General features: G+C 62.6%; 21 protein-coding genes and 1 tRNA gene. 6 read left to right on the top strand and 16 right to left on the bottom strand.

The genetic code is table 11. The features are described 5' to 3' along the window. Window positions 1–27 precede the first annotated feature (27 nt). The 4 genes from ABZ728_RS09305 to ABZ728_RS09320 form a co-directional block, all read right to left on the bottom strand. A complete protein-coding gene (locus ABZ728_RS09305; protein WP_366656234.1) occupies window positions 28–975 on the bottom strand; it encodes a carbohydrate kinase in 948 nt (315 codons plus the stop codon). Between the two features lie 108 nt (window positions 976–1083). Further along, window positions 1084–2226 carry a DegT/DnrJ/EryC1/StrS family aminotransferase gene (locus ABZ728_RS09310; protein WP_366655822.1) on the bottom strand — a complete coding sequence of 381 codons (1143 nt, stop codon included), beginning with the start codon at window positions 2224–2226 and terminating at the stop codon, window positions 1084–1086. Further along, window positions 2226–3194 (bottom strand): Gfo/Idh/MocA family oxidoreductase, encoded by a 969-nt coding sequence (locus ABZ728_RS09315; RefSeq protein WP_366655823.1) that lies wholly within the window; start codon window positions 3192–3194, stop codon window positions 2226–2228. Before ABZ728_RS09315 ends, ABZ728_RS09310 begins: the two co-directional genes overlap by 1 nt. Window positions 3195–3308: 114 nt before the next feature. Continuing rightward, on the bottom strand, window positions 3309–5519 hold the full coding sequence (locus tag ABZ728_RS09320; protein WP_366655824.1) for a bifunctional diguanylate cyclase/phosphodiesterase: 2211 nt from the start codon (window positions 5517–5519) through the stop codon (window positions 3309–3311). A gap of 298 nt (window positions 5520–5817) precedes the next feature. Here ABZ728_RS09320 and ABZ728_RS09325 point away from each other — a divergent pair. Continuing rightward, window positions 5818–5893: transfer RNA gene (locus tag ABZ728_RS09325), tRNA-Glu, on the top strand. Between the two features lie 304 nt (window positions 5894–6197). On the opposite strand, the gene ABZ728_RS09330 is transcribed toward ABZ728_RS09325, so the two are convergent. Next, entirely contained in the window at window positions 6198–7070 is an 873-nt protein-coding gene (locus tag ABZ728_RS09330) for a formate/nitrite transporter family protein (protein WP_366655825.1), read from the bottom strand. Between the two features lie 504 nt (window positions 7071–7574). Here ABZ728_RS09330 and ABZ728_RS09335 point away from each other — a divergent pair. The 4 genes from ABZ728_RS09335 to ABZ728_RS09350 are packed head-to-tail and all read left to right on the top strand — an operon-like array spanning window position 7575 to window position 11139. Then, on the top strand, window positions 7575–8408 hold the full coding sequence (locus tag ABZ728_RS09335) for a response regulator transcription factor (RefSeq protein ID WP_366655826.1): 834 nt from the start codon (window positions 7575–7577) through the stop codon (window positions 8406–8408). Between the two features lie 3 nt (window positions 8409–8411). Next, the gene (locus tag ABZ728_RS09340) at window positions 8412–8750 is read left to right on the top strand and encodes a DUF2934 domain-containing protein (protein WP_366655827.1); all 339 of its coding nucleotides are present in this window, start codon (window positions 8412–8414) and stop codon (window positions 8748–8750) included. Between the two features lie 23 nt (window positions 8751–8773). Then, window positions 8774–10267: an NAD(P)/FAD-dependent oxidoreductase gene (locus ABZ728_RS09345; RefSeq protein WP_366655828.1), complete on the top strand. Its 1494-nt coding sequence runs from the start codon at window positions 8774–8776 to the stop codon at window positions 10265–10267. Then, window positions 10192–11139, top strand: coding sequence for a PRC-barrel domain-containing protein (locus ABZ728_RS09350; protein ID WP_366655829.1), 948 nt, complete (start codon window positions 10192–10194; stop codon window positions 11137–11139). Before ABZ728_RS09345 ends, ABZ728_RS09350 begins: the two co-directional genes overlap by 76 nt. A gap of 170 nt (window positions 11140–11309) precedes the next feature. Here the strand turns inward: ABZ728_RS09350 and ABZ728_RS09355 are convergent, their stop codons facing one another. From ABZ728_RS09355 to ABZ728_RS09405, 11 genes are all read right to left on the bottom strand, one after another. Beyond that, entirely contained in the window at window positions 11310–11498 is a 189-nt protein-coding gene (locus ABZ728_RS09355) for a DUF3008 family protein (RefSeq protein WP_366655830.1), read from the bottom strand. Window positions 11499–11565: 67 nt separating this feature from the next. Further along, on the bottom strand, window positions 11566–11853 hold the full coding sequence (locus tag ABZ728_RS09360; protein WP_366655831.1) for a DUF2934 domain-containing protein: 288 nt from the start codon (window positions 11851–11853) through the stop codon (window positions 11566–11568). 130 nt (window positions 11854–11983) lie between these two features. Further along, on the bottom strand, window positions 11984–12277 hold the full coding sequence (locus ABZ728_RS09365; protein WP_366655832.1) for a hypothetical protein: 294 nt from the start codon (window positions 12275–12277) through the stop codon (window positions 11984–11986). Window positions 12278–12602: 325 nt separating this feature from the next. Then, window positions 12603–13439, bottom strand: a complete 837-nt coding sequence (locus tag ABZ728_RS09370) for a cytochrome c oxidase assembly protein (RefSeq protein WP_366655833.1) — start codon at window positions 13437–13439, stop codon at window positions 12603–12605. Window positions 13440–13454: 15 nt separating this feature from the next. Continuing rightward, window positions 13455–13793, bottom strand: coding sequence for a hypothetical protein (locus tag ABZ728_RS09375; RefSeq protein WP_366655834.1), 339 nt, complete (start codon window positions 13791–13793; stop codon window positions 13455–13457). Then, window positions 13786–16473, bottom strand: coding sequence for a cytochrome c oxidase subunit I (gene ctaD, locus ABZ728_RS09380; protein WP_366655835.1), 2688 nt, complete (start codon window positions 16471–16473; stop codon window positions 13786–13788). Before ctaD ends, ABZ728_RS09375 begins: the two co-directional genes overlap by 8 nt. Further along, window positions 16470–17417: a cytochrome c oxidase subunit II gene (gene coxB / locus ABZ728_RS09385; RefSeq protein WP_366655836.1), complete on the bottom strand. Its 948-nt coding sequence runs from the start codon at window positions 17415–17417 to the stop codon at window positions 16470–16472. The genes ctaD and coxB overlap by 4 nt, the downstream gene beginning before the upstream one ends. Beyond that, a complete protein-coding gene (locus tag ABZ728_RS09390) occupies window positions 17414–17797 on the bottom strand; it encodes a c-type cytochrome (protein ID WP_366655837.1) in 384 nt (127 codons plus the stop codon). Before ABZ728_RS09390 ends, coxB begins: the two co-directional genes overlap by 4 nt. Window positions 17798–17803: 6 nt before the next feature. Then, on the bottom strand, window positions 17804–18835 hold the full coding sequence (locus ABZ728_RS09395) for a c-type cytochrome (RefSeq protein ID WP_366655838.1): 1032 nt from the start codon (window positions 18833–18835) through the stop codon (window positions 17804–17806). Window positions 18836–18856: 21 nt separating this feature from the next. Then, the gene (locus ABZ728_RS09400) at window positions 18857–20629 is read right to left on the bottom strand and encodes a GMC family oxidoreductase (RefSeq protein WP_366655839.1); all 1773 of its coding nucleotides are present in this window, start codon (window positions 20627–20629) and stop codon (window positions 18857–18859) included. Then, window positions 20629–21369 (bottom strand): gluconate 2-dehydrogenase subunit 3 family protein, encoded by a 741-nt coding sequence (locus tag ABZ728_RS09405; protein ID WP_366655840.1) that lies wholly within the window; start codon window positions 21367–21369, stop codon window positions 20629–20631. Before ABZ728_RS09405 ends, ABZ728_RS09400 begins: the two co-directional genes overlap by 1 nt. A gap of 201 nt (window positions 21370–21570) precedes the next feature. Here ABZ728_RS09405 and ABZ728_RS09410 point away from each other — a divergent pair, with 201 nt between their 5' ends. After that, on the top strand, window positions 21571–22131 hold the full coding sequence (locus ABZ728_RS09410; protein ID WP_366655841.1) for a superoxide dismutase family protein: 561 nt from the start codon (window positions 21571–21573) through the stop codon (window positions 22129–22131). Window positions 22132–22167 lie beyond the last annotated feature (36 nt).

The following is a 22167-nucleotide window of genomic DNA, read 5'->3' on the forward strand; positions in this document are numbered from 1 at the left end:
TCCACCAAGACATGCACGGGCCGCTCCTTAATTATTCGGCAGGTCCTCCGACCACGGCGGATCGGCCCCCTGTCGGCCACACGTGATTCCGGCGACCGAAATCGCGAAGTCAACTGCGCGCGCCAGGCCCGCATCGTCCATCGCCCGGAACACGGCTTTGTCCTTGAGCAACCCGTCACGCTGCAGGGCCACAAGCATTGCCCCCTGGAAGCTGTCCCCGGCCCCCACGGTATCGATCACCTGGACCGGCTTGCCGGGCCGCCGATCGAACACAGACTCCCCATTGCGGTACACCACGGCACCCTCGGCACCGCGCGTAACGACGACGGCCGTCGGACCCTGCTGCGACCAATCCCGGGCCACCGAGAGCGGGTCGGCATCGGGACGAAGCCATTCGATATCGGCCTGACTGACCTTTACGATATCGGCCTGCCCCACCCAGTCGGCAAGCGATCGGGTGTAGCGGTCCCGATCCTCGATCAGGCCCGGCCGTATATTGGGATCCAGCGAGACGATGCGGTTCGACGTGGCCTCGGCCATCAACCGGCCCAGAACATCGCCAACGGGCGCTACGGCAAGCGAGAACGAGCCGAAATGAAGACAGGTCACGTCCGGGTCGGCCAAAACGGTGCGGGCATGCACCATCGACAACAGCCGGTCGGCCGCGCCGGCGCCGAAGAACGCATAGCGCGGCTCTCCGTCGGTCGGCAGTGACACGAAACTCAACGTCGACGGATCCACGGACCGTTCCACGAAGCGATCGGCAACACGGCTTCTGGCCAGTTCGGCCATGATGGTGTCGCCGAACATATCAGTCGAAAGCCGCCCCAGATAGCCGACGGATGCCCCGAGGCGGCCGGCGGTCATGGCGACGTTGAACGGCGACCCGCCGACGCAGGGCCGGTAAGCCGGATCGCCATCGACAGACCGCGCCGGAACGAAGTCGATCAGGGCTTCACCGCAACTGATGAACATTCCCACCTGTGCCACTCCCATTCCAACTTTACACCCGCGACGGTAGACGAGCGGCGAAGCTGATGCAATCTTCTGGTCGCGCATTGTGGGGCGCGCGGCGCATCATCGTCATCCCGCTGCCTGGCGCACGATCGCGATCACCCGATCGATCTCGGCGTCGGTCAGATAGGGATGCATGGGCAGGCTGAGTACCCGATGAGCAAGCCCTTCGGTCACCGGCAGCGAGCCGGGCCCATCACTGTACTCGCGAAACCCCTCGTGCAGGTGAGCGCCATAGCGGTAGTACACCCGTGCGGTGACGCCGGCCGCCGCCAGTGCGGCTGCGATCGCGTCGCGCCGGTCGCTCTTGATCGTATATTGCGCCCACGCCGATCGCGTCCCGTCGGGCCTGTGAGGCGCGGTAACGATATCCCCGAATCCGGCATCGTATGCGCGGGCCACACGTTCGCGAGCGTCCAGTTCATCGGGAAAGACGGCAAGCTTTGCCTGCAGGATCGCTGCCTGCATCGTGTCCAGACGGCCCGTCATTCCCTTGCGCTGCTGGCGTTCGTCGCCTTCCTGGCCATGAACCCTGATCGACCGGAACAGTGATGCCATGCTGTCGTCGTCGGTCAGGAGACAACCGCCATCGCCGTACGCGCCGAGCGGTTTGGTGGGAAAGAAGGACGTTGCCGTGATGGGCGCCAACGCACCGACCGCCCTGCCGCCGAGCGAACCGCCGACGCTCTGGGCAGCGTCGGCGATGACCGCCAGTCCATGAGCCTCGGCAATCGGCCCGATCGCCGGGTAGTCCGCCGGGATACCAAACAGGTCGACCGGCATGACCGCTTTCGGGCGAAGCCGTCCAGCTTCGGCCGTACGCTCGATCGCCCGCACCAGATCGTCCGGCGCCATCAGAAATCCGTCCGGGTCGACATCGACGAAAACGGGGGATGCGCCGGCGGAAACAACCGCACCCGCCGTCGCCGCGAATGTAAAGGACGGCACGAACACGGCGTCGCCGGCACCGATACCATGAGCCCAAAGGGCGATGACCAGAGCATCACGACCGCTGGACACGCCGACAGCGTGGCGGGCACCGCAGAATTCCGCGATCTCACGTTCGAAGCTTTCGACTTCGGGGCCCAGGATGAACCGGCCATGCGACAGCACGGCCGCGATCCGGCCGTCTATGTCGTTCTTGAGCCGCAGATACTGCGAAGCCAGATCGATCGGCGCGATCGGAGTGATCGTCGTGTCTGTCGTCACCATTATATGTCGTCCATCGATACCAGCCGGAGATGCGCGTGGAGACTTTCGCCGATGCGCAAGGCGGCTTCAAGTGCGTTTCGGCCGGCCATACCGTCGACGACAGCCGGGCCGCCCGACCGTATCGCGTCGACGAAGGATCTGATCTCCCGCTCCAGCGTGTCGCCGCGCTCGAAGGTTTCGTCCGATCGCTGAATGCCGGGGAAGCCGGGAAACGGCCCCTTCCCGCCCTTGGTCATATGGACCAGCTTCTGGTCCTGGAAGTCGACCAGGGTATAGCTTTCCGGCTGGAAAATCCGCATCGTACGTTCGGTTTTCGCACTGACCCGGCTGGCCGTGATATTGGCGACGCAACCATTGGCGAATTTCAGCCGGGTGTTGGCGATGTCTTCCTGCCTGGTGATCACCGGTGCCCCTACGGCGTCGACGGATTCGAGCGGTGACTGAACCAGCGCCAGCACGAGATCGATATCATGGATCATCAGATCGAGAATGACATTCACGTCGCTGATGCGCGGGTTGAACGGCGCAATGCGATAGGATTCGATATAGAGCGGCCGGACAAGCCGGCTGCTGATGGCACCGAAAGCCCCGGAAAAGCGTTCTATGTGCCCGACCTGAAGAAGGGCACCCGATCGTTCGGCCGCAGCGAGCATGGCATCGGCGTTCTCCAGCGTATCGGCAATCGGCTTTTCGACCAGAACATGGACGCCCCGTTCGAGAAACGCTGTCGCCACCTCGCGGTGGAGCGACGTCGGCACCGCAACGCTGACCAGATCGACACCGTCGATAATCGCCGCGATATCCGTTTCAGCACGGGTGGCGTGTTCTTCGGCGACGGTCCGGGCACGGCCAGCATCGTTATCGACGACGGCGACGAGATCGACGCCGTCCATCGCCGCGTATTTCGCGGCGTGATACCGACCGAAATGACCCACCCCAACGACAGCGGCCCGAAGTGTCTCAGACATTGATCATGACCCGCAGATGCCCATCCAACGACCAACCGGCAAGTGCCGGTTCACAGCCATGGTTGAAGCGTATCGCAGCGCCGGTGTCAAACGGGGCCTGATCGGGGCGGCCGGTCAGCGGCTTGCAATCTCTGTGAGGGGCTCTGTGACGGGCTGCCGGAAGAACGTGTCGATCTGACCCGCTTCGACCGGGCGGCAGTAATAGTATCCCTGGCAATAGGCAATTTCCAGGGTCTGCATCAGTTTGGCTTCTTCCGCGGATTCCACCCCCTCGACCACGACATCCATGCCGACCCGGTGAGCCAGCGAAACGATGCCGCGCAGCAGGGCTTCGGCACGCGGTTTGCCCTCGCGGATGTCAATCAGAAAGGCGCGATCGATCTTCAGCGTGTCGAATGGCAGGCTCGTCAACAACGACAACGACGAGTGCCCGGTGCCGAAGTCGTCGATGGCCAGCGATACGCCAACCTCGCGCAATGCCCGCACAGTGTCCGGCATCGTCGTGCCACCATCCATGACGAGCGATTCCGTAATCTCCAGCTTGACGTTTTCGGGCCGGACGCCGTGCCGACGGACGGCCGAACGGACATCACCGACCAATCCCGGATCGCTCAGTTGCCGGCGGGAAAGATTCACGGCAACAAACATATCGGGGAAATCCGGATTGCCCTGCCAGCGGCAAAGGTCCGACAACGCCCGATCAAGAACAAGCCGGCCCATATCGACGACGAGATTCGTCTCTTCAGCAAGCGCAACGAAGACCTCCGGCGACAACCTGCCGTGGCGGGGATGATCCCACCGAACCAGGGCTTCGACACCTTTCAGCGGAGCCGACCCGGTTCCCTGAATGCCGTTCTGGCCCCTGCCGTCCGATCCAACGATCGGCTGATAAACGACCTCCAGATCGCCGGCCGCTATGGCGCGGCGCAGATCGGCTTCGAGAACCAACAACTCTCCGTCGGCCATGAACGGCGCGGTTCGATCGCGCGTCCCGACGACCACCTGGCCGCGGCCGCTCGATTTCGCGACCGCCAGGGCCTGAGACGCCTCGCCCAGCAAATCGTCGGCACGATGCCCCCGGCGTGCGCTGACGACGCCAACACATACCGATGGATGGATGCGCACGCCATCGACCTCAAACGGGACGTCGAATAGTGCCGACAGCCGGACACCGAATTCATGCGCAGCGACATCCTCGTCGCTGGAACTTTCAATAGCCGGCCGCGCAAGGGCAAAGCCGAACAGGTCGCTGCCGAGTCTGGCGGCGATTGCCCCCAGCGCCGACGCCTCGGCTTCCAGTCTGACTCCGATATCCCGGAGCATGGCGTCGCCAGCTTCCTGCCCAAGGGCGTCGTTGACCCGTCGAAAGCGGTCGATGTCGATCGTCGCCAGCCACAGGCCGCCGCCTTCGCCCCGAGACCTGCGGGTGCCTGCCGAATATCGGGCGAGTTCGTCCAGTTGCTCCAGAAACCGCACTCGGTTGGCCATTCCCGTTACCGGGTCGGTGAACACCGCCCTCAGCCGATCCGCCTCCGCGCGCTTCTGGCTGGAGATATCCTGTATTGCACCGGCAACCCGCCGCGCCCGGCCGTGGGCGCTCCTGAAGGCCGCCGCCCTGAAACGCAACCATCCCGGCGCGGCGACGTCAGCCGCGGCGACTTGCGCATAGCTTGCCAGTTCGACTTCCTGCTCGAAAACGCCGCCGCCCGGCGCGAGGAATCGGCGCAGATTTCGAAGAAAAATCGGCCGGTCGCCGGCAGACATGCAGCGAAGGATTGCTTTAAGACCGAGCCCCTCGTCCACGCCCACACAATAGGAAAGCATGTCGTGTGCCCGCGCCGATAATACGGCCCGGCCGGAATCGAGATTGATGTCGAACAATCCGTCGTCGGCACCGCTGGTTGCCAGCAGCAGGCTTTCACGCTCGCCGTTCAAGGTGCTGGACAGCCGGGCCACCACCTCGGCAATATCGTCGACATCCTCACTCCCAACGAGCACATCACCCAAACCCGGCTCACCGTTTCCACGGCGGCGGCCCAGGGTCCGACCCGCGGCCCGGGCACCGGTTGAGACGTGGGCGGGTGTAAGCACCGGAGGCATGCGGATTCGCGAAATTGCCGACGTGACTCGCCGTTCGTAACGGCGGCCCAGCACTCCGGCCATCACGGCGACGAGGACCACACCCATGAACGCCGCAGCGATGGCGACAGGTCCGATCGGCTGGCCCGCCGCCAACGGCACGGCGACAACGCCCGCCGCCACGACACCACCGCCCAGCGCCGCAACAGCTATTCTCCACCCAGTCGGCGAAAATCCAGCCAACACGACACAGCCCTCGATATAAATAGAACTTTACGAAAATATGCGCTTCTCGCCGCACAGTTCAAGCGAGCGTTTTCACGTCACGATTTTGTCACGTCAGAACGATAATCAAAGCGCAATCCGGGACAAATCGTACTTCCGAATATTTTGGGCGCAAAAACGTATGGCGCCACCTCGACTTTATGCGTTTCCGGAGCCGGTTGCGGCAACCCATCCAGAAAGCAGCGCAGTGCCAGCGGCGCAGTCCTCGACACCCCTTGACCGGGGGTGGGCGAAGAGGGTATGCGTAGGCTCATGTCATGTCCCCTTCGTCTAGAGGCCTAGGACACCGCCCTCTCACGGCGGCAACAGGGGTTCAAATCCCCTAGGGGACGCCAATCTACTCGTGTCCGACCCGAAGACATGGGTAACAGTAGTGGCCGTTGCCGAGTTTGAACTCCCCTTTGAAGTCGACGCAATAGGTCATTGGGCTTAATGGCTTCGGAAAGCGGCGTGCCTTCCACCCTGTTGCGCCTTCGTTTTGCTCGGGGACCAGCCCGTGCCGATCAGACTCTCGATCTGATCCGGGAGCTGATCAGACTCTCGATCTGATCCGGGAGCTGATCAGCATACCGCGCTCGGGGACGCTGCAGCCACGTGAACTCGACGAATTGACGTAGGTGTGCCGACACGCCGGAAGGCTCAGATCTCCTCGCGCAACTGCGCATAGGTCAGCGCGGCAAAGATACCGGTGCCACCCAGCACATTGCCGGCAAAGGCGGGCAAAATGCCCTCGAAAACAGCCGCGCCGATCCCCAATTCACCGCGCGCGACCAGAATGAAAAGTTCTGTCGAGCCGGCAACGACGTGCGACATCTCACCCACCCCGATCACGTAGGTCAGGATGACGATCATCAGCACTTCGCCCGCGCTCTCCATACGCGGCAGGATCCAGACCAGCGCGGCAATCAGGAAACCCGCCGGGATGCCCCATGTGAAATGCTCCAGCGCCGTGGCCTCGGCATAGTGCTGCGACACGGCAATGATACCCTCGAAACGGCCTTCCGGCACGATATATCCGAAAACGAGCACCAGCGCGGCAGCGGCGCAGCCCACCATATTGGCTGCGAAGACGATGCCCCAGAGGCGGGCCGTCTGCAGGAACTTGCCCCGCGTCGGCGCGAGGAACAACGGCAGGATCGGGGTGATCGTGTTCTCGGTGAATAGCTGCATCCGCCCGAGGATCACGATCAGGAACCCCACTGTATAGCCCAGGTTCGAGACACCTGCGGCCCATTCCGCAGCGGGCAGGATCGAGACCAGAAACCCCTTGCACACCACCGACGTACTGATCGCCAGCCCTGCCGCGACACCGGACCACCAGAGCGCGCTGACCGGCCGCCTCAGCTCATGCTCGCCGTCGCGCCTGATCGCCTCGAAGATCACCGACGAGTGGGCTTTCTCGTAAGCGTCGGCCTGATTTTCTTCCTGGTGATCAAGATTGGCTTCTTTCGACACGAGTCTGGTCCTTCTGTGCGCAACGGTGATTTCCGGCCGGCATCGTTGTCGTTCCATTTGCGGCTCCTGGCTCAACCGGGACGCCGCAGCGTATCCGCCCTCAGCCTCTCAGATCGCGCCGTTCGATCGTTTGGATCGATCGGATCGAAACGTAACTCGATTGAACAATTCGGCAGTCAGACAGCAAACTTTGACGGGCTATGGACTTTTTGCGTCTTCGTGCTGCCACTGCCGTACCTCAAATTCGCCAATTTTCATCTTCCGACGGAACATTCCAATACCTTGTGGATTGTGTGGCCAACGATAGGACGAAATCGGGAGCCAAGCGAAAATCATGCGTGCATTCCGCCCGGACGTACCCACCGGCGAGCCCAGGGCGGCGACCATTTTTCGACGCAAGATTGCGACGAAACGGAATGTATTGTCGCGGGAAATCAGTACGCGCGACTTGCGACGCACAAGCTTGGAAAGAAAACCGGTTGATCCGGTCCGATGCATACGGCGCGGTCGGCTTGGCTCATTGCTCTACTACATCTAGCCAGTGAGGGTGGAATGGACAGGATGACAACGGAGTTAAATATTGAAAGATCCGAGTTGGATTCAGGTGTCGTCATCATCGATCGAAGCCGCCTGTTCAGAGAGGGAATGAAGCGACTTTTTGATGCGACCGGATTCAGGATCGTCGCCGAAGCCCGGTCCCTTGACGATGTTCTGCCTGACCTCCGGCAGCCCGCGCCGGAACCCCGGGTGCTTCTGGTCGAATGGTTCGAAGCCGATGAAGAGTTCATGGAGAAGATCGCGGAACTGCACGCGATGGAGGGGACTTACCGGATCATCGCACTCAACCATCGGGTCGACTCCAGTTCTCTGATCACGGCCTTGCGGGCCGGCGCACAGGCGTTCCTGCTCAAGGATCTGTCCCCCGATGCCCTGGTCGAATCGCTCCGGCTGGTCGAATTGGGCGAGATCGTATTTCCGACCGAACTGGCGGCCATGCTGGTGACCAACGGTGCATCCAGATGGCATTTCGACACTCCGAAAAAGGGGACGGTCGCAGAAATGACTGCCCGGGAAATGCAGATTTTGCGCTGCCTGGCATGCGGCAATTCAAACAAGGTGATCGCAAACCGGCTGAAGGTGGCGGAAAGCACGATCAAGACGCAGATCAAGGGGCTGCTTAGAAAGATCGATGCCAGCAATCGGACCCAGGCAGCGATATGGGCGCTCAGTCAGGGGCTCGGCCCCACCATACTGGACGATCACGCACTGTTCGACGACCACACTGCCTCGCCGTCGCGGACCGGGACCCAGAGCGGGGTGAGCCGCCGCCCGAGCGGCGCTCCCGGATTTGCTGACCCGAATCGCAGCTGTAAACAGGCCATCAAGGAAATCTAGGCGATGAACGATCGTGAAGAGCGGATCCGGCGCCGGGCATACGCGCTCTGGGAGCAGGAAGGCTGTCCCGAAGACCGGGCACATTATCACTGGGAACTGGCGGCCGATCTGATCGACCGCGAAGATGCGAATGGTTTGCCGGGCAAATCGTTCGGGCCGCCGCCGGAAACGGATCCCGACCCGGCCCAGGTTCCGGAAAAATACTATGCCGATCAGGGCGACCTGCCAGATGTGAAGGGACAGATTCAAATCAGCCAGGGCACTCGAAAGCAGGGTCAGGACAAACGCCGGAACCGCGGCAGCGGCACGACAAAGCCCGACAAAGGAAGCCAGGGTCTTTAAACGCAACGCCCGGAGCCAACACGATGAACGATGCGCCGCCGGCACAGCGACAAACGGTCGATACCGCTGCCATGGCGCCCCCCGATGCGACCGAACCGGCCAGACCCGCTCCGGAAGGGCCGCACGTGGTCATAGTCGGGGCCGGCTTCGCGGGTCTCTACGCGGCCAAGGGCCTCGGACGGGCCGGAATCGCTACGACGATCATCGACCGGCAGAACTATCACCTTTTCCAGCCATTGCTGTACCAGGTCGCAACCGCTGCATTGTCGCCCGCCGATATCGCCGAACCCATACGCAGGGTGTTGAGACCGTATGACAGCATCGATGTCGTCTTGGGTGAAGTGGTCGACGTCGACACTGCGCATAAACAGGTACGCATGGCCGATGGTAGCGCTATCGGCTACGACCGTCTGATCCTGGCAACCGGCTCGACGCACAGTTACTTTGGTCATGACGAATGGGCGCGCTATGCGCCGGGCCTGAAAACGATCGACGACGCGCGGCTGATCAGGTCGCGCTTGCTGATGGCGTTCGAGAAGGCCGAACGGGAGCAAGACCCGGTCGAACAACGCCGCCTGTTGACCGTGGCGGTCATCGGCGGCGGGCCGACGGGTGTGGAAATGGCCGGCTCCATCGCCGAACTCAGTCATTATACCCTGGCGCGCGATTTCCGGCACATCCAGCCTGACCGGGCACAGGTCCTGCTGATCGAAGCAGGACCTCGCATTCTCGCCCCGTTTCCGGAGGATTTGGCGGACTATGCCCGGCGCCGACTTGAAAAACTGGGCGTCTCCGTGCGGGTCAGCCAGGCCGTGGAATCCGTTCAGGAGAAGGGAATCGTCATAGGCGGCACCTTTGTGCCGGTGGGACTGACTGTCTGGGGGGCCGGCGTGGCGGCCTCGCCAGCCGGACGCTGGCTCGGCGTTGAAACCGATCGCGCCGGCCGTGTGGCCGTCGACGAGACGCTGGCCATCGGGTCCCTCGATGGCGTCTTCGTGCTGGGCGATCTCGCCCTGGCGAAAGACGAAACCGACAAGCCATTGCCCGGCCTGGCGCAGGTCGCCAAACAACAAGGCGAGCATCTGGGCCGGGAATTGAGCCGGAACCTGCGTGACGGTACCGCCATGGCGCCGTTCCGGTTCCGAAACCGCGGCAATACGGCCATCGTCGGGCGGCACGCCGCCATATTCGATTTCGGACGCCGTCGATTGAAGGGGGGGGCTGGCCTGGTTCCTGTGGGCGGTGATTCACGTCTATCTGCTGGTCGGGTTTCAGAACCGCCTCACCGTAACGGTGCAATGGCTGTGGCGCTACATCACCTATCAACGCGGCGCCCGGCTCATCACCGGAGGCACCGGGACCGACACCGATCAGGCAAGTTCCAGGGAACAATAACGGTCAGTCGTCGTTACCTACCCGTCAGCAACGCCGGCCTCAGCATATGGCCGGTGATGACCAGAGGCGGGAAGGCAGCGGAAATCTGCCCTGGAAGCACTTATTTGCGGAGATTCAAATGAAAAAACTCTTGTCGTCGACGGCACTCATCGCCACGGTCATTGCAGTCGGACCAACCTTGACTTTGGCCCAATCAGAAGAGCAACAAGAGAATCAGCAACAGGAGCAGGAGCAGCAGGTGGCCCAGCAATGCCTGGACGATCTGAACACGCTGACCGCTCGGATGAACGAAGAAGGGTTCTGGGTAGCGGGGTCGACAAGCCGAGGTTTCGGCATGCCCGGACAAATGATGCCGGGCACGATGCCTGCTGACGATTCGATGGCCGAGCCCCCTGCGGAGGGGGAAGCGATGCCGGCCGAAGGGCAGCAGCAGTTTCAATCGCCACGCCAGGACATCGGTGTGCTGTACCAGGCGGCCCGGATCCTCGCGCGGAAAGGCGATGAAGAAGGTTGCCAGCACCTGCTGACCGAGATCACGGACTCGTATGATATGTTTGCCGAGAATCTGCGGGAAGCCGGCATCGACCCGGCGAACGTCACATCGTGGCGTCAGGAACAGCTCGCTCAGGCGCAACCGATCTCAGAGGTTGAAGGGCTTTCCTCGTATACAATCGATGACATCGAGGGGACGGACGTCCGGAATCCCGGTGACGAACAGTTGGGCAGCATCAGCGATGTCGTCTTCGAACCGGGCTCGGGACAGGTTTCGTATGTTCTCCTGGCGCGCGGCGGATTTCTGGGTATAGGCGAAGACCACATAGCCGTACCCTGGGACCAGCTCCGTGCCACGCCGGGCCTCCAGACGCTGGTGCTCGACATTTCCGAAGACGAAATCGAAAATGCACCAACAGTCGACCCGGACGCGTTCAACAACCTGCAAACCGGGCAAAGCGAACGCGAACGCATCGATGAGTTCTGGGGTCAACGTCAGTAACCGGGGCCAGTAACCGGACTGGCGACAAGGCCGGGCGCCCGTTTCTCAGGCGTCCGGACTCGTCGTCGGGTTGGATTCCCGGGAAGCGTCGATTTCGGTCGCGGCGACAACAACCTCCTCGGCGGGCGTCAGGCCGCGCCGGTTGATACATCTGCAGGAACCACGAGGCCTCAGTCCTTACTGTCGTGCTCCGGCTTGCTCTTGCGCGGTTCCGAAGCCATCTCCTCAAGATCCTTCTCGCTCATCGACTCGTACATGGATTTCGATGGCCCTTGAAGGTCGCTGACCCTGGTTTCGCCGCGTTTTGCCGCCAGAGCCATTCCAGCCGCCTTCTGCTGGGATTTCGATTTTGCGGGCATTGCTTGCCTCCAGATTCACGCTGTCGCGGAACCGCCATCCATCGGCTTCGCCTTGTGAAAGGGTCATTTACTGGTCCGATCGGCGCCGGAACCACACGACATTGTCCGCGCCGCTAACATGACCTCGGCCCGCCCAGGCGCCGTCACCCGCCCTGTCATCCGAATTGCCGGAGGTAATCGCGGGCGCACCGGAGCGGGCGCCACAACCGCTCACCGCTCGGCCCCCCATTCCCGTTTCGACATAAAAGAGAGCGCTGGCCAGAGTCCAATGTGCCAGTTCCCTGTTTGCAGGACGCCCATCGTCGTTCCAGAGTTCATAGGCGCGGCGGCGCACCCATTCTTCACGGCTTTCCATTGCGGATTTCTCCCTTGCAGGCGATTCCCGGCCGTGGGAAACGCTTGCCGGAGAAACCAACATCAACCGCTAATGTTCCCGACCGCCCCGATACAAAAGACTGATGCGGGGCCAGCTGCTGGGTGAGAACCTAGACCTGAAGCGGCGGGTCGCCCCCATCCCGATCGCCCTCATCCGTATCGCCATCGTCCGGGTCGCCGCCGTCCGGATCGGGATCGGCGATCTCATCATCTTCGGCTGCCATTCTGTCATCCGGCTCGGCTTCAACCGCGGCACCGCCAGCTTCATCGTAAGCTGCGACATCCGGCCGCGGACGGCTCAACTCCGCATCCTCGGTATCGAAGTCGTCGGCCAGCGCCTCGTCGGCGATGCCATCTTCGTTCTGGTATCGAAGCCAGAGTGCGTCGCTAAGCCGAGTGGCCAATTGCTGCAACCTTTCCGGTTGCCCTTCTCTGCAAATACGTTCGTATAACCGCTGAAGGCGCAGTGAAACCTCCGCCTGCCTTGTATCAAGGAGATGAATCTGGCCGCTTCGATCATCGTCATCATCTACCATACGAAACTACATCAGTGTTGGTGGCACTATTGCGACAGCCTCTATTTTCCACAACGGTCAGACGCTTTATAGCATCTCTTGCATCTTAGCCGCGAGGACTGCCCCCGAAAACGCATAGTATGACGGACAGCGGCAAGATTTCCAGGACTCCGGCAAAAAAACGATTTACCGGCCCCTTTGATCGCCGGTTCCCTCAACCCTGCGCCCGGCTTCCGGATCCCGCGGCAGTTCCCGTCGCCGGTCCGCCGGTTCCGGAACGCAATTCGAGCCGCCTGAGAAAACCGGCGAAAAAGGCCAGCCCCACGATCAGGAAGCCAATGGCGCCGGGCGCCCACATAAGGGCCGCCGCAAGGCGCTGATCATCCAGATCCGAAAGCCCGAACGGTATGGTGGTCGTGGCGTGAAAACCGTGCCAGGCGGTTTCGGAAAACATCAGGATGGCGCCGTAGATCGCCATCTGAAAGCCCGTACCTATTGCAGCGCCGACCGCCGCCCCCGGCGCTTCGTCCATTCGCGATATTCCGTCCCACAGCAGCAATGCCGCCGCGATCAAGGTAATCTGCATCAGCCAATATGCGGCATCCGAGTAAAGCGTCAAGGCATAGGGGCCCGGCAGATGCCACCCCCAGAATGCAACGGCGAAGAACAGCGCGCCGCCGGCGCAGGAAATTCCCGCAGGTAACCGCGGAACCTGTCGCGATAGCGGCCAGAACAGACAGCGGTGCGCCCCGCCTGCGACCAGCAGCGGCGCGGCAATAAGCGCCAGCACGACATGCTGGCCCATCCGCACCGAGAACAGCGCCATGGAAAGACTGCAGATCGGTGAGACAAAGACCGTCGCCACGACGGCCCACCCGGCCATGCCCGCGCGGCGATCGCCATGCGAGACGCCGGTCCGGGGCGCCGCCATAGCGTAGTGAACGACAAGGCCTGCAAGGATAGCGATCAGCACCGGATCGAGATTCCAGTTCCGCCACACCTCTTCCGGCACTGGCGGTATACCGCAATAGGGAATCGGGGCATCGGTCATCGGTTGATCCTCGGTTCAGGTGCAGAGTGCCTCCAGGCTGAAAGCCGGATAGGCGACAAATGCCAGGGACACCAGCGACAACCCTGCAATCGTCATGGCAGCAGCGTGAAGTGTCCGGGACGTCCCTTCGTATCGAGCCAGGACGACACCGTGCCAAACCATCTGGACAACGATCGCGACGGCGGCGATCGCGGTCGCCACGGCCACCCAGAGCCGGATATCGGCAACCACCCGCCCCTCGCAGACAAGAGCCGACAGAATATAGACCGCGAGAAAATGGGCACTCCAGACCAGCAGCGGGATCGTCAGCGCCACTCCCAGCATTCCTGGTGCACTGGCAACGCGGTCAGCCATCCGATCCTCCGGTTTCCAACCGTGACGCCGGCGCCGGTTGCTCCGACTGCCCCAACAACGGCGGCCCGTACTGGATGAGCGCGAGCGCAAACAGCGTGTAGATGGTAATCACCCTTGCGAAGGTCGCACCGCTCATCAACGGCATGCCTGCCTGCGGGCGGAGCCTTTTTGCAGTCAATCGAGCGACGACGAACAGGTACCACACGGCAGCCACCGTCATCAGAAGCGCAACGAATGCGCACACCAGCCACACGGTCGCGCCATAAGCGTCTGCCGTGGGATCGATTTCCCACGGCGCGGCGATCAGCCCTGCCGCTGTCGCTGCCGCCAGCAGAAGGCAAAGCACTGAATACAGAAGTATCAATGCCGGGACTTGTTCCGCATGCCGTTCCTTATTGCGGTCGCTGCGCCCGTGACGCTCTGCCTGGCCGGATGCCGAGGCGCCGTGGTGCGCGTGTCTGCGCAGACCAAGGTCGGCGACGGTGGCGACGACGGCCAGCAGCACGGCGGCGGCGGCGGCCGCGACGAGTGCCGTCTCGTTCGCGCCGGAGTCCGCCGGCAGAAACGCCGGGTCCACCGTCCAGAGAAAAAGATAGCCGAACATCAGCGAAAAATAGAGCGACGAGATGACGAGAAGTGCACCGGCAACCCCGAGCCAGGATGGTGAAGCCCGCGAAACGATGTCCACGGGCAGCACCATGCCCGAGATCGCGGCCTGTTCGGTTCCCGAGTCCGCCGGCTCCCAAAGCCAGGCCGTGAAGGCCGCAAGGACCAGCAGAACCCCGACGCCGGCGACGACATACTGGGAGGCCAGAACCGAGGTGAAGAAGATGCCCGTGGCCACCGCCGCAGCGACCGGCCACCACGACGGCCGGGGCAGCCGGATCACCTGCACCGGATCGCCCGTGACCGGATGGGTGCCCATGGTTTCGCGCTTGCCGTCGTTTCGAAGCGGGATCCAGCCGTTCCGCATTTCGTCTTCATCGGCGAGTTCGCTCTGATGCCAAAGCGGATCGCGGCTGGTGATCGTGGGAACGGCATTGAAGTTGTAGTTCGGCGCGACTGGCCGATGGAGCCATTCGAGTGTCGAGGCCCGCCACGGATTGCGCGGCGCCCGGGGACCGAAATGCCACGACCAGGCGGCATCGATGATGAAGATCAGCACCCCAAGCGCCAACACAAAGGCGCCCAGCGACGAAATGAGATTGAGGCCGTCCCAGCCGAGGCCTTCGGGATAGGTCGAGACGCGGCGCGGCATGCCGACGAAGCCGGTCAGGTGCATGGGCAAAAACGCAACGTTGAATCCGATAAACATCAGCGTGAATGCGGCAACCCCTGCAACCTTTGATGTCATCCGGCCGCAGACATGAGGAAACCAGTAATAGAACGCGGCGAACAGCGGAAACACCATGCCGCCGACAAGGACGTAATGGAAATGCGCAACCACGAAATAGGTGTCGTGCGCCTGCCAGTTATAGGGCGCGGACGCCAGCATAATGCCGGTGACGCCGCCGGCCACGAAGATGAAGAAGAAGCCCAGAATGAACAGCATCGGCACTTCCAGCCTGACCCGGCCGGTGGAGATCGTTGCGATAAGGCAGAAGATCTGAATGCCGGTGGGAATGGCCACCGCCATGCTGGCACCGGAAAAATAGGCCAGCGATATCTGCGGCAAGCCGGTCGCGAACATGTGATGGACCCATAGTCCCATGGACAGGAACGCCATGGAAACGATGGCTGCCACGATCAGGTAATAGCCGACCAGCTGCCGACCGACGAAGGTCGGAACCATCGTCGCAACCATGCCGGCAGCGGGCAGAAAGATGATATAGACCTCCGGATGACCGAAAATCCAGAACAGGTGCTGCCACAACAGCGGGTCGCCCCCGCCGGTGGGATCGAAAAACGGCAGGCCCAGCAGGCGCTCGCTCTCCAGCATGATCGAGCCGATGATCAGCGGCGGAAAGCCCACCGCAATCATGAAGGTCGTCGCCAGTATGTACCACGCAAAGATCGGCATCCGGGTCAGCGACATGCCCGGCGCGCGCGCGGAAAGGATCGACACGATGATCTCGACCGCCGCCGTCACCGACGATATCTCGATGAACGTAATCGCTATCAGCCAGAAATCGGTGCTCAGGCCGGGGCTGAACGCCTTAGACGACAGTGGCGTGTATATGAACCAGCCACTGTCGGGCGCCGCGCCGACGATGAAACTCGACAGCAGCAGCAGGCCGCCCAGCAGATAGCAGAGATAGCCATAGAGGCTCATGCGCGGGAAAACCAGGTCGCGGGCGCCCAGCATCATCGGCAGAAGGTAGATCGCCATGCCTTCGAGGATCGGGATGGCAAAAAGGAACATCATCACGGTGCCGTGCATCGTGAAGATCTGGTTGTAGACGGCATCGCTCAAAAAGGTTCCGTCCGGCGTCATCAATTGCAACCGGATCATCAGCGCCAGAACGCCCCCGATCAGAAAGAATGCGAACCCCGTCCCGATGAAGCGCAGGCCGATGGTTCGGTGACTGACGCCGGTGATCGACCGGATGCCGCCAGGTGTGCCCCAGATTTCGCCGAAGGTGCGGGCGGGTTCGCCCCGGCGTCGGTCGGGGAACGGCTCGTCTGCGCCCGGTGGAGCACCGGACCGGACCGGGTCTGCCTGGCGGGCGCCGACGGTCATCGCAGACTCTGCAGATAGGCGGCCACGGCGCGCAACGTCGGCCCGTCGATGTCAGTATAGGACGGCATCTCGGCCCCCGGTTTCATGCGCTGAACGTCGACGATCCATCCGGCCGTGTTTCCGATGGTGTTCGGCCATATCCCGGCCCCCATCCGGTCGCGTTCGCCATAATTGCTGAGATCGGGGCCGAGGCGGCCGCCTTCGGCGACGCCGCGGATTTCGTGGCACGCCGCGCAGCCGAGGTCGGAAAATGCCTGGCGACCGGCACGAAGCTGCGGATGGTCCGGCGTCAGCCGCGGCCGCGTCTGCTCGTCCCGCCATTCCTCAAAGGCAGCGGGTGCGTGCGCCACGACCTCCAGCGCCATACGTGCGTGCTGCTGGCCACAGAATTCGGCGCATTGACCGCGAAAGCGCCCCGGCCGGTCGGCCACAAGGACAAGTTCATTTTCTCTGCCCGGTATCATGTCACGTTTGCCGCCCAGTGCCGGCACCCAGAACGAATGAATGACGTCGTCGCTGAGCAGTCTGAATCGAACAGGACGGCCTGTCGGGATATGGATTTCGTTGGCGGTGCGAATGGCCTCCTGCCCACCCTCGGCAGGGTAGCGGACATCCCACCAGAACTGCTTGCCGGTGACTTCGATCACCAGTTCATCCGGTCCTGCCAGGGCAGATACGGCGCGGGTGACATCGCTGTTGACAGCGATGAGGCCGACGAGCACGACTAGGGGAAACGCCAGACCGCCAGTCCAGATGATCCAGACCGGCGACCGCTCCAGCCTGACGAACCAGGCGACAACCAGCGCAAGCATGGTGATCGCCACGACGGCCACCATCAGGATCAACATCCCCATATGCAACCAATGAACCGAGGCCGCATGCGGTCCCGCCGGATCCAGCGCGGTCTGCGGCCACTCAGCTTGCGAGAAAACCCAGTCGGTCATTTCACCCCTTCATAGAGATAGGTGGCGATGTCCCGGGCTTCGGGCTCGCCGAGGCCCATATCCGGCATTGCGGTGTCCGGGTTGAAGCGCGGCGGATCGCGCAGAAATGCCACCACATTGCCGGGAGTGTTGGGAAGACCGCCGGCAATGTACCGACGGGTTTCGAATCCTGTCAGGGGCGGGCCGACGCGGCCGCGCGCGCTGCGCATGGCGCCGATTTCATGGCAGGCCCCGCAGCCATACGCGGCGATCAGTTCCCGGCCGTGTCCGGCGTCCCCGTCGATGATGCGCAGGCGCGGATCAGCCCTTTCTTCGGGCTGGCAAGCCGACAACATCAATAACAGCGGCAAGATCCGAAGTGCGGCCGCGGACACCCGCATTGGCGCCTACTCCCCGGTATCGCCAGCTTGGCCGCCGCCATTCTGATCCCCGCCGTTCTCATCCTCACTTTCCTGAATCTGCTGGGAACCGCCGCCGCCTTGCTGCCCTGCGTCCTGCGCACCGTCACCCTGACCGTTGTCCGGCTCGCCCACGCCTTCGACCGGCCCGGCGGCATCCTCGGGCAGTGGACGTTCGGCCGGCTCGGGCCCGGTCGGATAAAACGGGCGCGAGCCGGACCCGGCACCCAACTGCTGACTGAAATATTCGGCGTCACTACCGCCCACGGGACGGACGCTTTCGTAGTAGCGGGCAACCGCCCGAATGTCGCGGTCCTCCATCTTTTGGGCGATCGCCGTCATGACCCCCATCGGGTCGTTGTCGCGCGTTCCGTCGCGGAACAGTTCCAGCTGCAGGGCCGTATAGGACGCATACTGGCCGGCAAGTCCCGGCACCGACGGCGGCAGTCCCTCACCCTGGGGGCCGTGGCAGTTCACACAGGCCGGAATGCCCTTTTCCGATGAACCGACAGCGGCCAGTTGCCCGCCCCATTGCAGTTCGAGGCCGCCATACTCCCCTGCCCGCGGATAAGGAGCCTGCATCACCGCATAATAGCTGGAGACCGCTTCGCGCTCCCTGTCGAGCAGGTTTTCGGCAATCGGCGTCATGATGTCGTTCGGCCGCGCGCCCGACGCATAGTCGTTCAGTTGCTTGTACATGTACCAGGCCGGCATTCCGGCGAGCCGGGGGAAAGCGCCGGAGCCCTCACCCGCACCGCTCGCGCCATGACAGGTGAAACAGGCCATGCCGGCGCCGCCGCGTTGTGACCCGCCCATGGCGACCAGACGTCCCTCGGCAAGCATGTCCACGTCTGGCTGGCGTTCCGCCGTGGCCAGAAAGGCAACGCCGGGATTCTCCAGGCGCTGGGCCATTTCCCGAACCCCCGGTCCCTCCAGGTCCTGAGCGATGGAAATCATGCCGAAAGCCAGAACGATGGTACCGGCGCCGGCCGCAGCGAGCGGCAGTCGAAATCGTCTCATGGGTAACAGCCTCCAATTCCATCAGCGGCCCATCAGCGGTCGGGGATCGTTCAGGTAGTCGCGCTTGATGCGGTCGAGGGTCCAATAGGCAAGCCCCATCAGCGGCCCTGTCGGGTTGTAGCCGAGGTTTTGCGGGAACAGGCAGGCGCCGAAGACGAAGACGTTATGCTGCCCCCATGCCTGACAATATCGGTTGACGGCACTGGTGGACGGGTCCGACCCCATGACGGCCCCGCCGGTGTTGTGCGTCGTCTGATAGGGCACGATCGAATAGTTGTCGTCGGCAGACCGCGATACCGAATAGGACGACCCGCCCATGGCGCGGGCGATTTCCTCGGCCCGGTCGGTCACATGGCGCGACATCCGCCGGTCGTTATCGGGGAAATCGAAGGTCATCCGCAACAGCGGGCGGCCATAGGGATCTGTATAGGTCGGGTCGAGGTCCAGGTAATTGCCGCGCGTCGCCATCGACGACCCGTGGATGACCAGGTTCGCCGTCGACAGATAGTTGCGCCGCACCGCCCGCTTCCAGGCCAATCCCCATCCGGGGGTCCCTTCCGGCGTCGGATGATATCCGATCGGCCGCCCGTTGGTCTGAAGACACGCGATATAGCCGCCGCCGACAAAGTCGAGTTCCGAATGGTCGAAATTGTCGCCGTTGTAATCATCGACGACGGTAGCGAGCGCACCAGCGCCCATGAACGGATTGAAATTGTAGCGGCCGTCGTAGAACACACTGATCGACGACATCGTCTGATAGGCATAGTTGCGGCCGACAACGCCCTCGCCCGTCGACGGGTCATAGGGTTCGCCGATACCCGACAACAGCATCAGATGAACGTTCCAAAGCCCATAGGCGCAAAGAAGGACCATATCGGCCGGCTGCTCGTAGGTGCGGCCGTCGGACGCGACATAGGTGACCCCGGTCGCCGTCTGGCCGTCATCGGCGAGGTTCACCCGCGTGACGTTGGCATGGGTGCGCAGTTCGAAATTCTCATGCCCCCAGATCCGGTCGAGGACGCAGATGATCGGATCGGCCTTGGCGAAATAGCCGCAGCCGAATCGTTCGCAGAAGCCGCAATACGTGCACGGATGGAGTTGAGCGCCGTACGGATTCTCGTAATGCACGGTCACGTTGGCCGACGGCATGATGAACGGGTGGGTGCCCACTTCGCGCGCGGCGTCGGCGAACATCGCACCGGCATAGTGTTGTTTCATTGGCGGCGTCGGATACTCTTCGGATCGCGGTCCTTCGAAGGGATTGCCGGCCTCCCGGATTTCGTCGTTCAGATTACCCGCTCGCCCGGCACAACCGGCTACCTTCTCGAAAAAATCAAGATGCGGCTCCAGTTCGTCATAGGTAACGCCCCAGTCCTGGACCTGAAGATCGTCCGGAATCGCGTCGCCCCCGTATTTTTCTTCGTAATGAGTGCGCATAGTCAGGTCGCTGGGCAGCGGCCGCCAAAGCTGGCCGTTCCAGTGAACGCCCGCACCCCCGACACCGGTGCCGGGCAGGAAGGATCCAAGCCGGCGCATCGGCAGCGCGGTCTCGTCCTGATTGTTCCGGAAAGTCAGCGTCAGATTGCTGGGCTCGATCATCAATTCGTGTCGCTGGCCATAGCGCAGTTCGTCGTGCATCTGCGGCGCCTGAAAATCGGGCGCGTCGTGCCGCATGGCGCCACGCTCCAGAACAACGCATCGCTGGCCCGCATTGGCCAGTTCGTAGGCCGCCGTCAGCCCTGTCCAGCCCGCGCCGACGATAACGATGTCCGTCTTCGGCAATCTTGTCGCCATCACCCTGCCTCCCCTGTTGCCGCCGAAGCGGCCCCAGCGGGCGCCATGCCGCCAGGCGATATCCGGGGCGGAATGCCCAGACCCGGTTGCCAGGCGATCCCCGAGGGCGGCCGATGGTATGCCAGATCGTAGCGGTCGACTTCGTCGAGATAATAGGCGTGAGCACCGGGAAAACCGACCATCCGCCAGCCGGCGTGGTCGCGGTTGCCATTATAAACGGGGTCGGAGAAATACCCTTCGATGGTTGCGGCAGCCAGCAGGTCGAAAAAGGCGCCGCCTGGAATCTCCCCCGCGGCGCGTACCCCTTCCTCCAGTTCTGTCAGCACCAGGTCCATATCGCCGGGCTGCAGTCCGGCAAAGCCGCCTTCACCGATTGCCTCGTCCAGGCCCGCGATCGCCATTCGGAATACTTCCGCTGGCGGATGTGGCAATTGATACCCCTGCATGGCCGTACCTTCCGGATGCGGCCCCCGCATATAGAACCGCTCACCACGCCCGAACCCTGTCGCCATTTGCAGATCGATGTAGTCGACGACGCCGGCCTGCGACGCACTGGGAAATTCGTCTTCGGGGATCAGCCGATCGCAGGCGGCCGTCAGAAAGCGGGCTTCGGCGTCCGACAGAAAGAAATAGCGGCCGCCTCCTTCGGTCATTCGCTGCCCCGTCGCGAGAGACGGGCAGAAGGCGACGATGCTGGAAGAAGCCATGAGTGTCATGAACGACCGGCGTCGCATCCGCATGAGTTGCCCCTCCTCGATTGTTCCGAGCCTCGATCCGAACCGCCGCGACTGCTGGAAGTTCCACCCGGCGCAACAAGAATTCGATCGGTGACCATTCGGCGCCTCTTTTGTCCATCGGGGCCCGGATCTGTGGAACATTGCAAGGCTCCGCCGGTATTCCGGACTCACCCGACGATGATGGGCCGAACACAGGAGCAGAAAATGAAATTGACTTTAGCCACCTCTATTGCAGCCATCGCCATGGCGGGATCGGCGGCGATGGCCGAAGACCAATCCGGAGACCAGGTGGAAAACGAAAGCCAGTCCGGTGCGCAGCGGCACGCCGGGGCAGGCGCCACCTTCGTGAACACTGACGGCGAAGAAAGTGGAACAGCGACGCTCACCGGCACCGAAAGCGGCGTGCTGATCGAGGTCGAAGTCAACGGCCTGCCGAGCGGGCAGTGGGTGGCACTCCACGTCCACGAGAACGGAGCATGCAATCCGGAAGACAGCTTTGACTCCGCCGGCGGTCATTTCAATCCGACCGGTCAGGACCACGGCTATCTTGCCGCCAACGGCCCCCATGTCGGCGACATGCCAAATCAGTATGTCGGTTCCGACGGCACAATGCGGGCGGAAGTGTTCAACAGCATGGCGCGGCTGGACGCCGGAGAGTCCGACGTCAACGGCCGCGCATTGGTAATCCATGGCGGCCGCGACGACTATGAGAGCCAACCGTCCGGCGATGCCGGGGATCGGCTGGCCTGCGCCATGATTGAATAACCCGATCGATAATTCGAAAAACGAAAAAGCCGGCAA

It is taken from the genome of Fodinicurvata sp. EGI_FJ10296 (assembly GCF_040712075.1).
GTDB lineage: Bacteria > Pseudomonadota > Alphaproteobacteria > DSM-16000 > Inquilinaceae > JBFCVL01.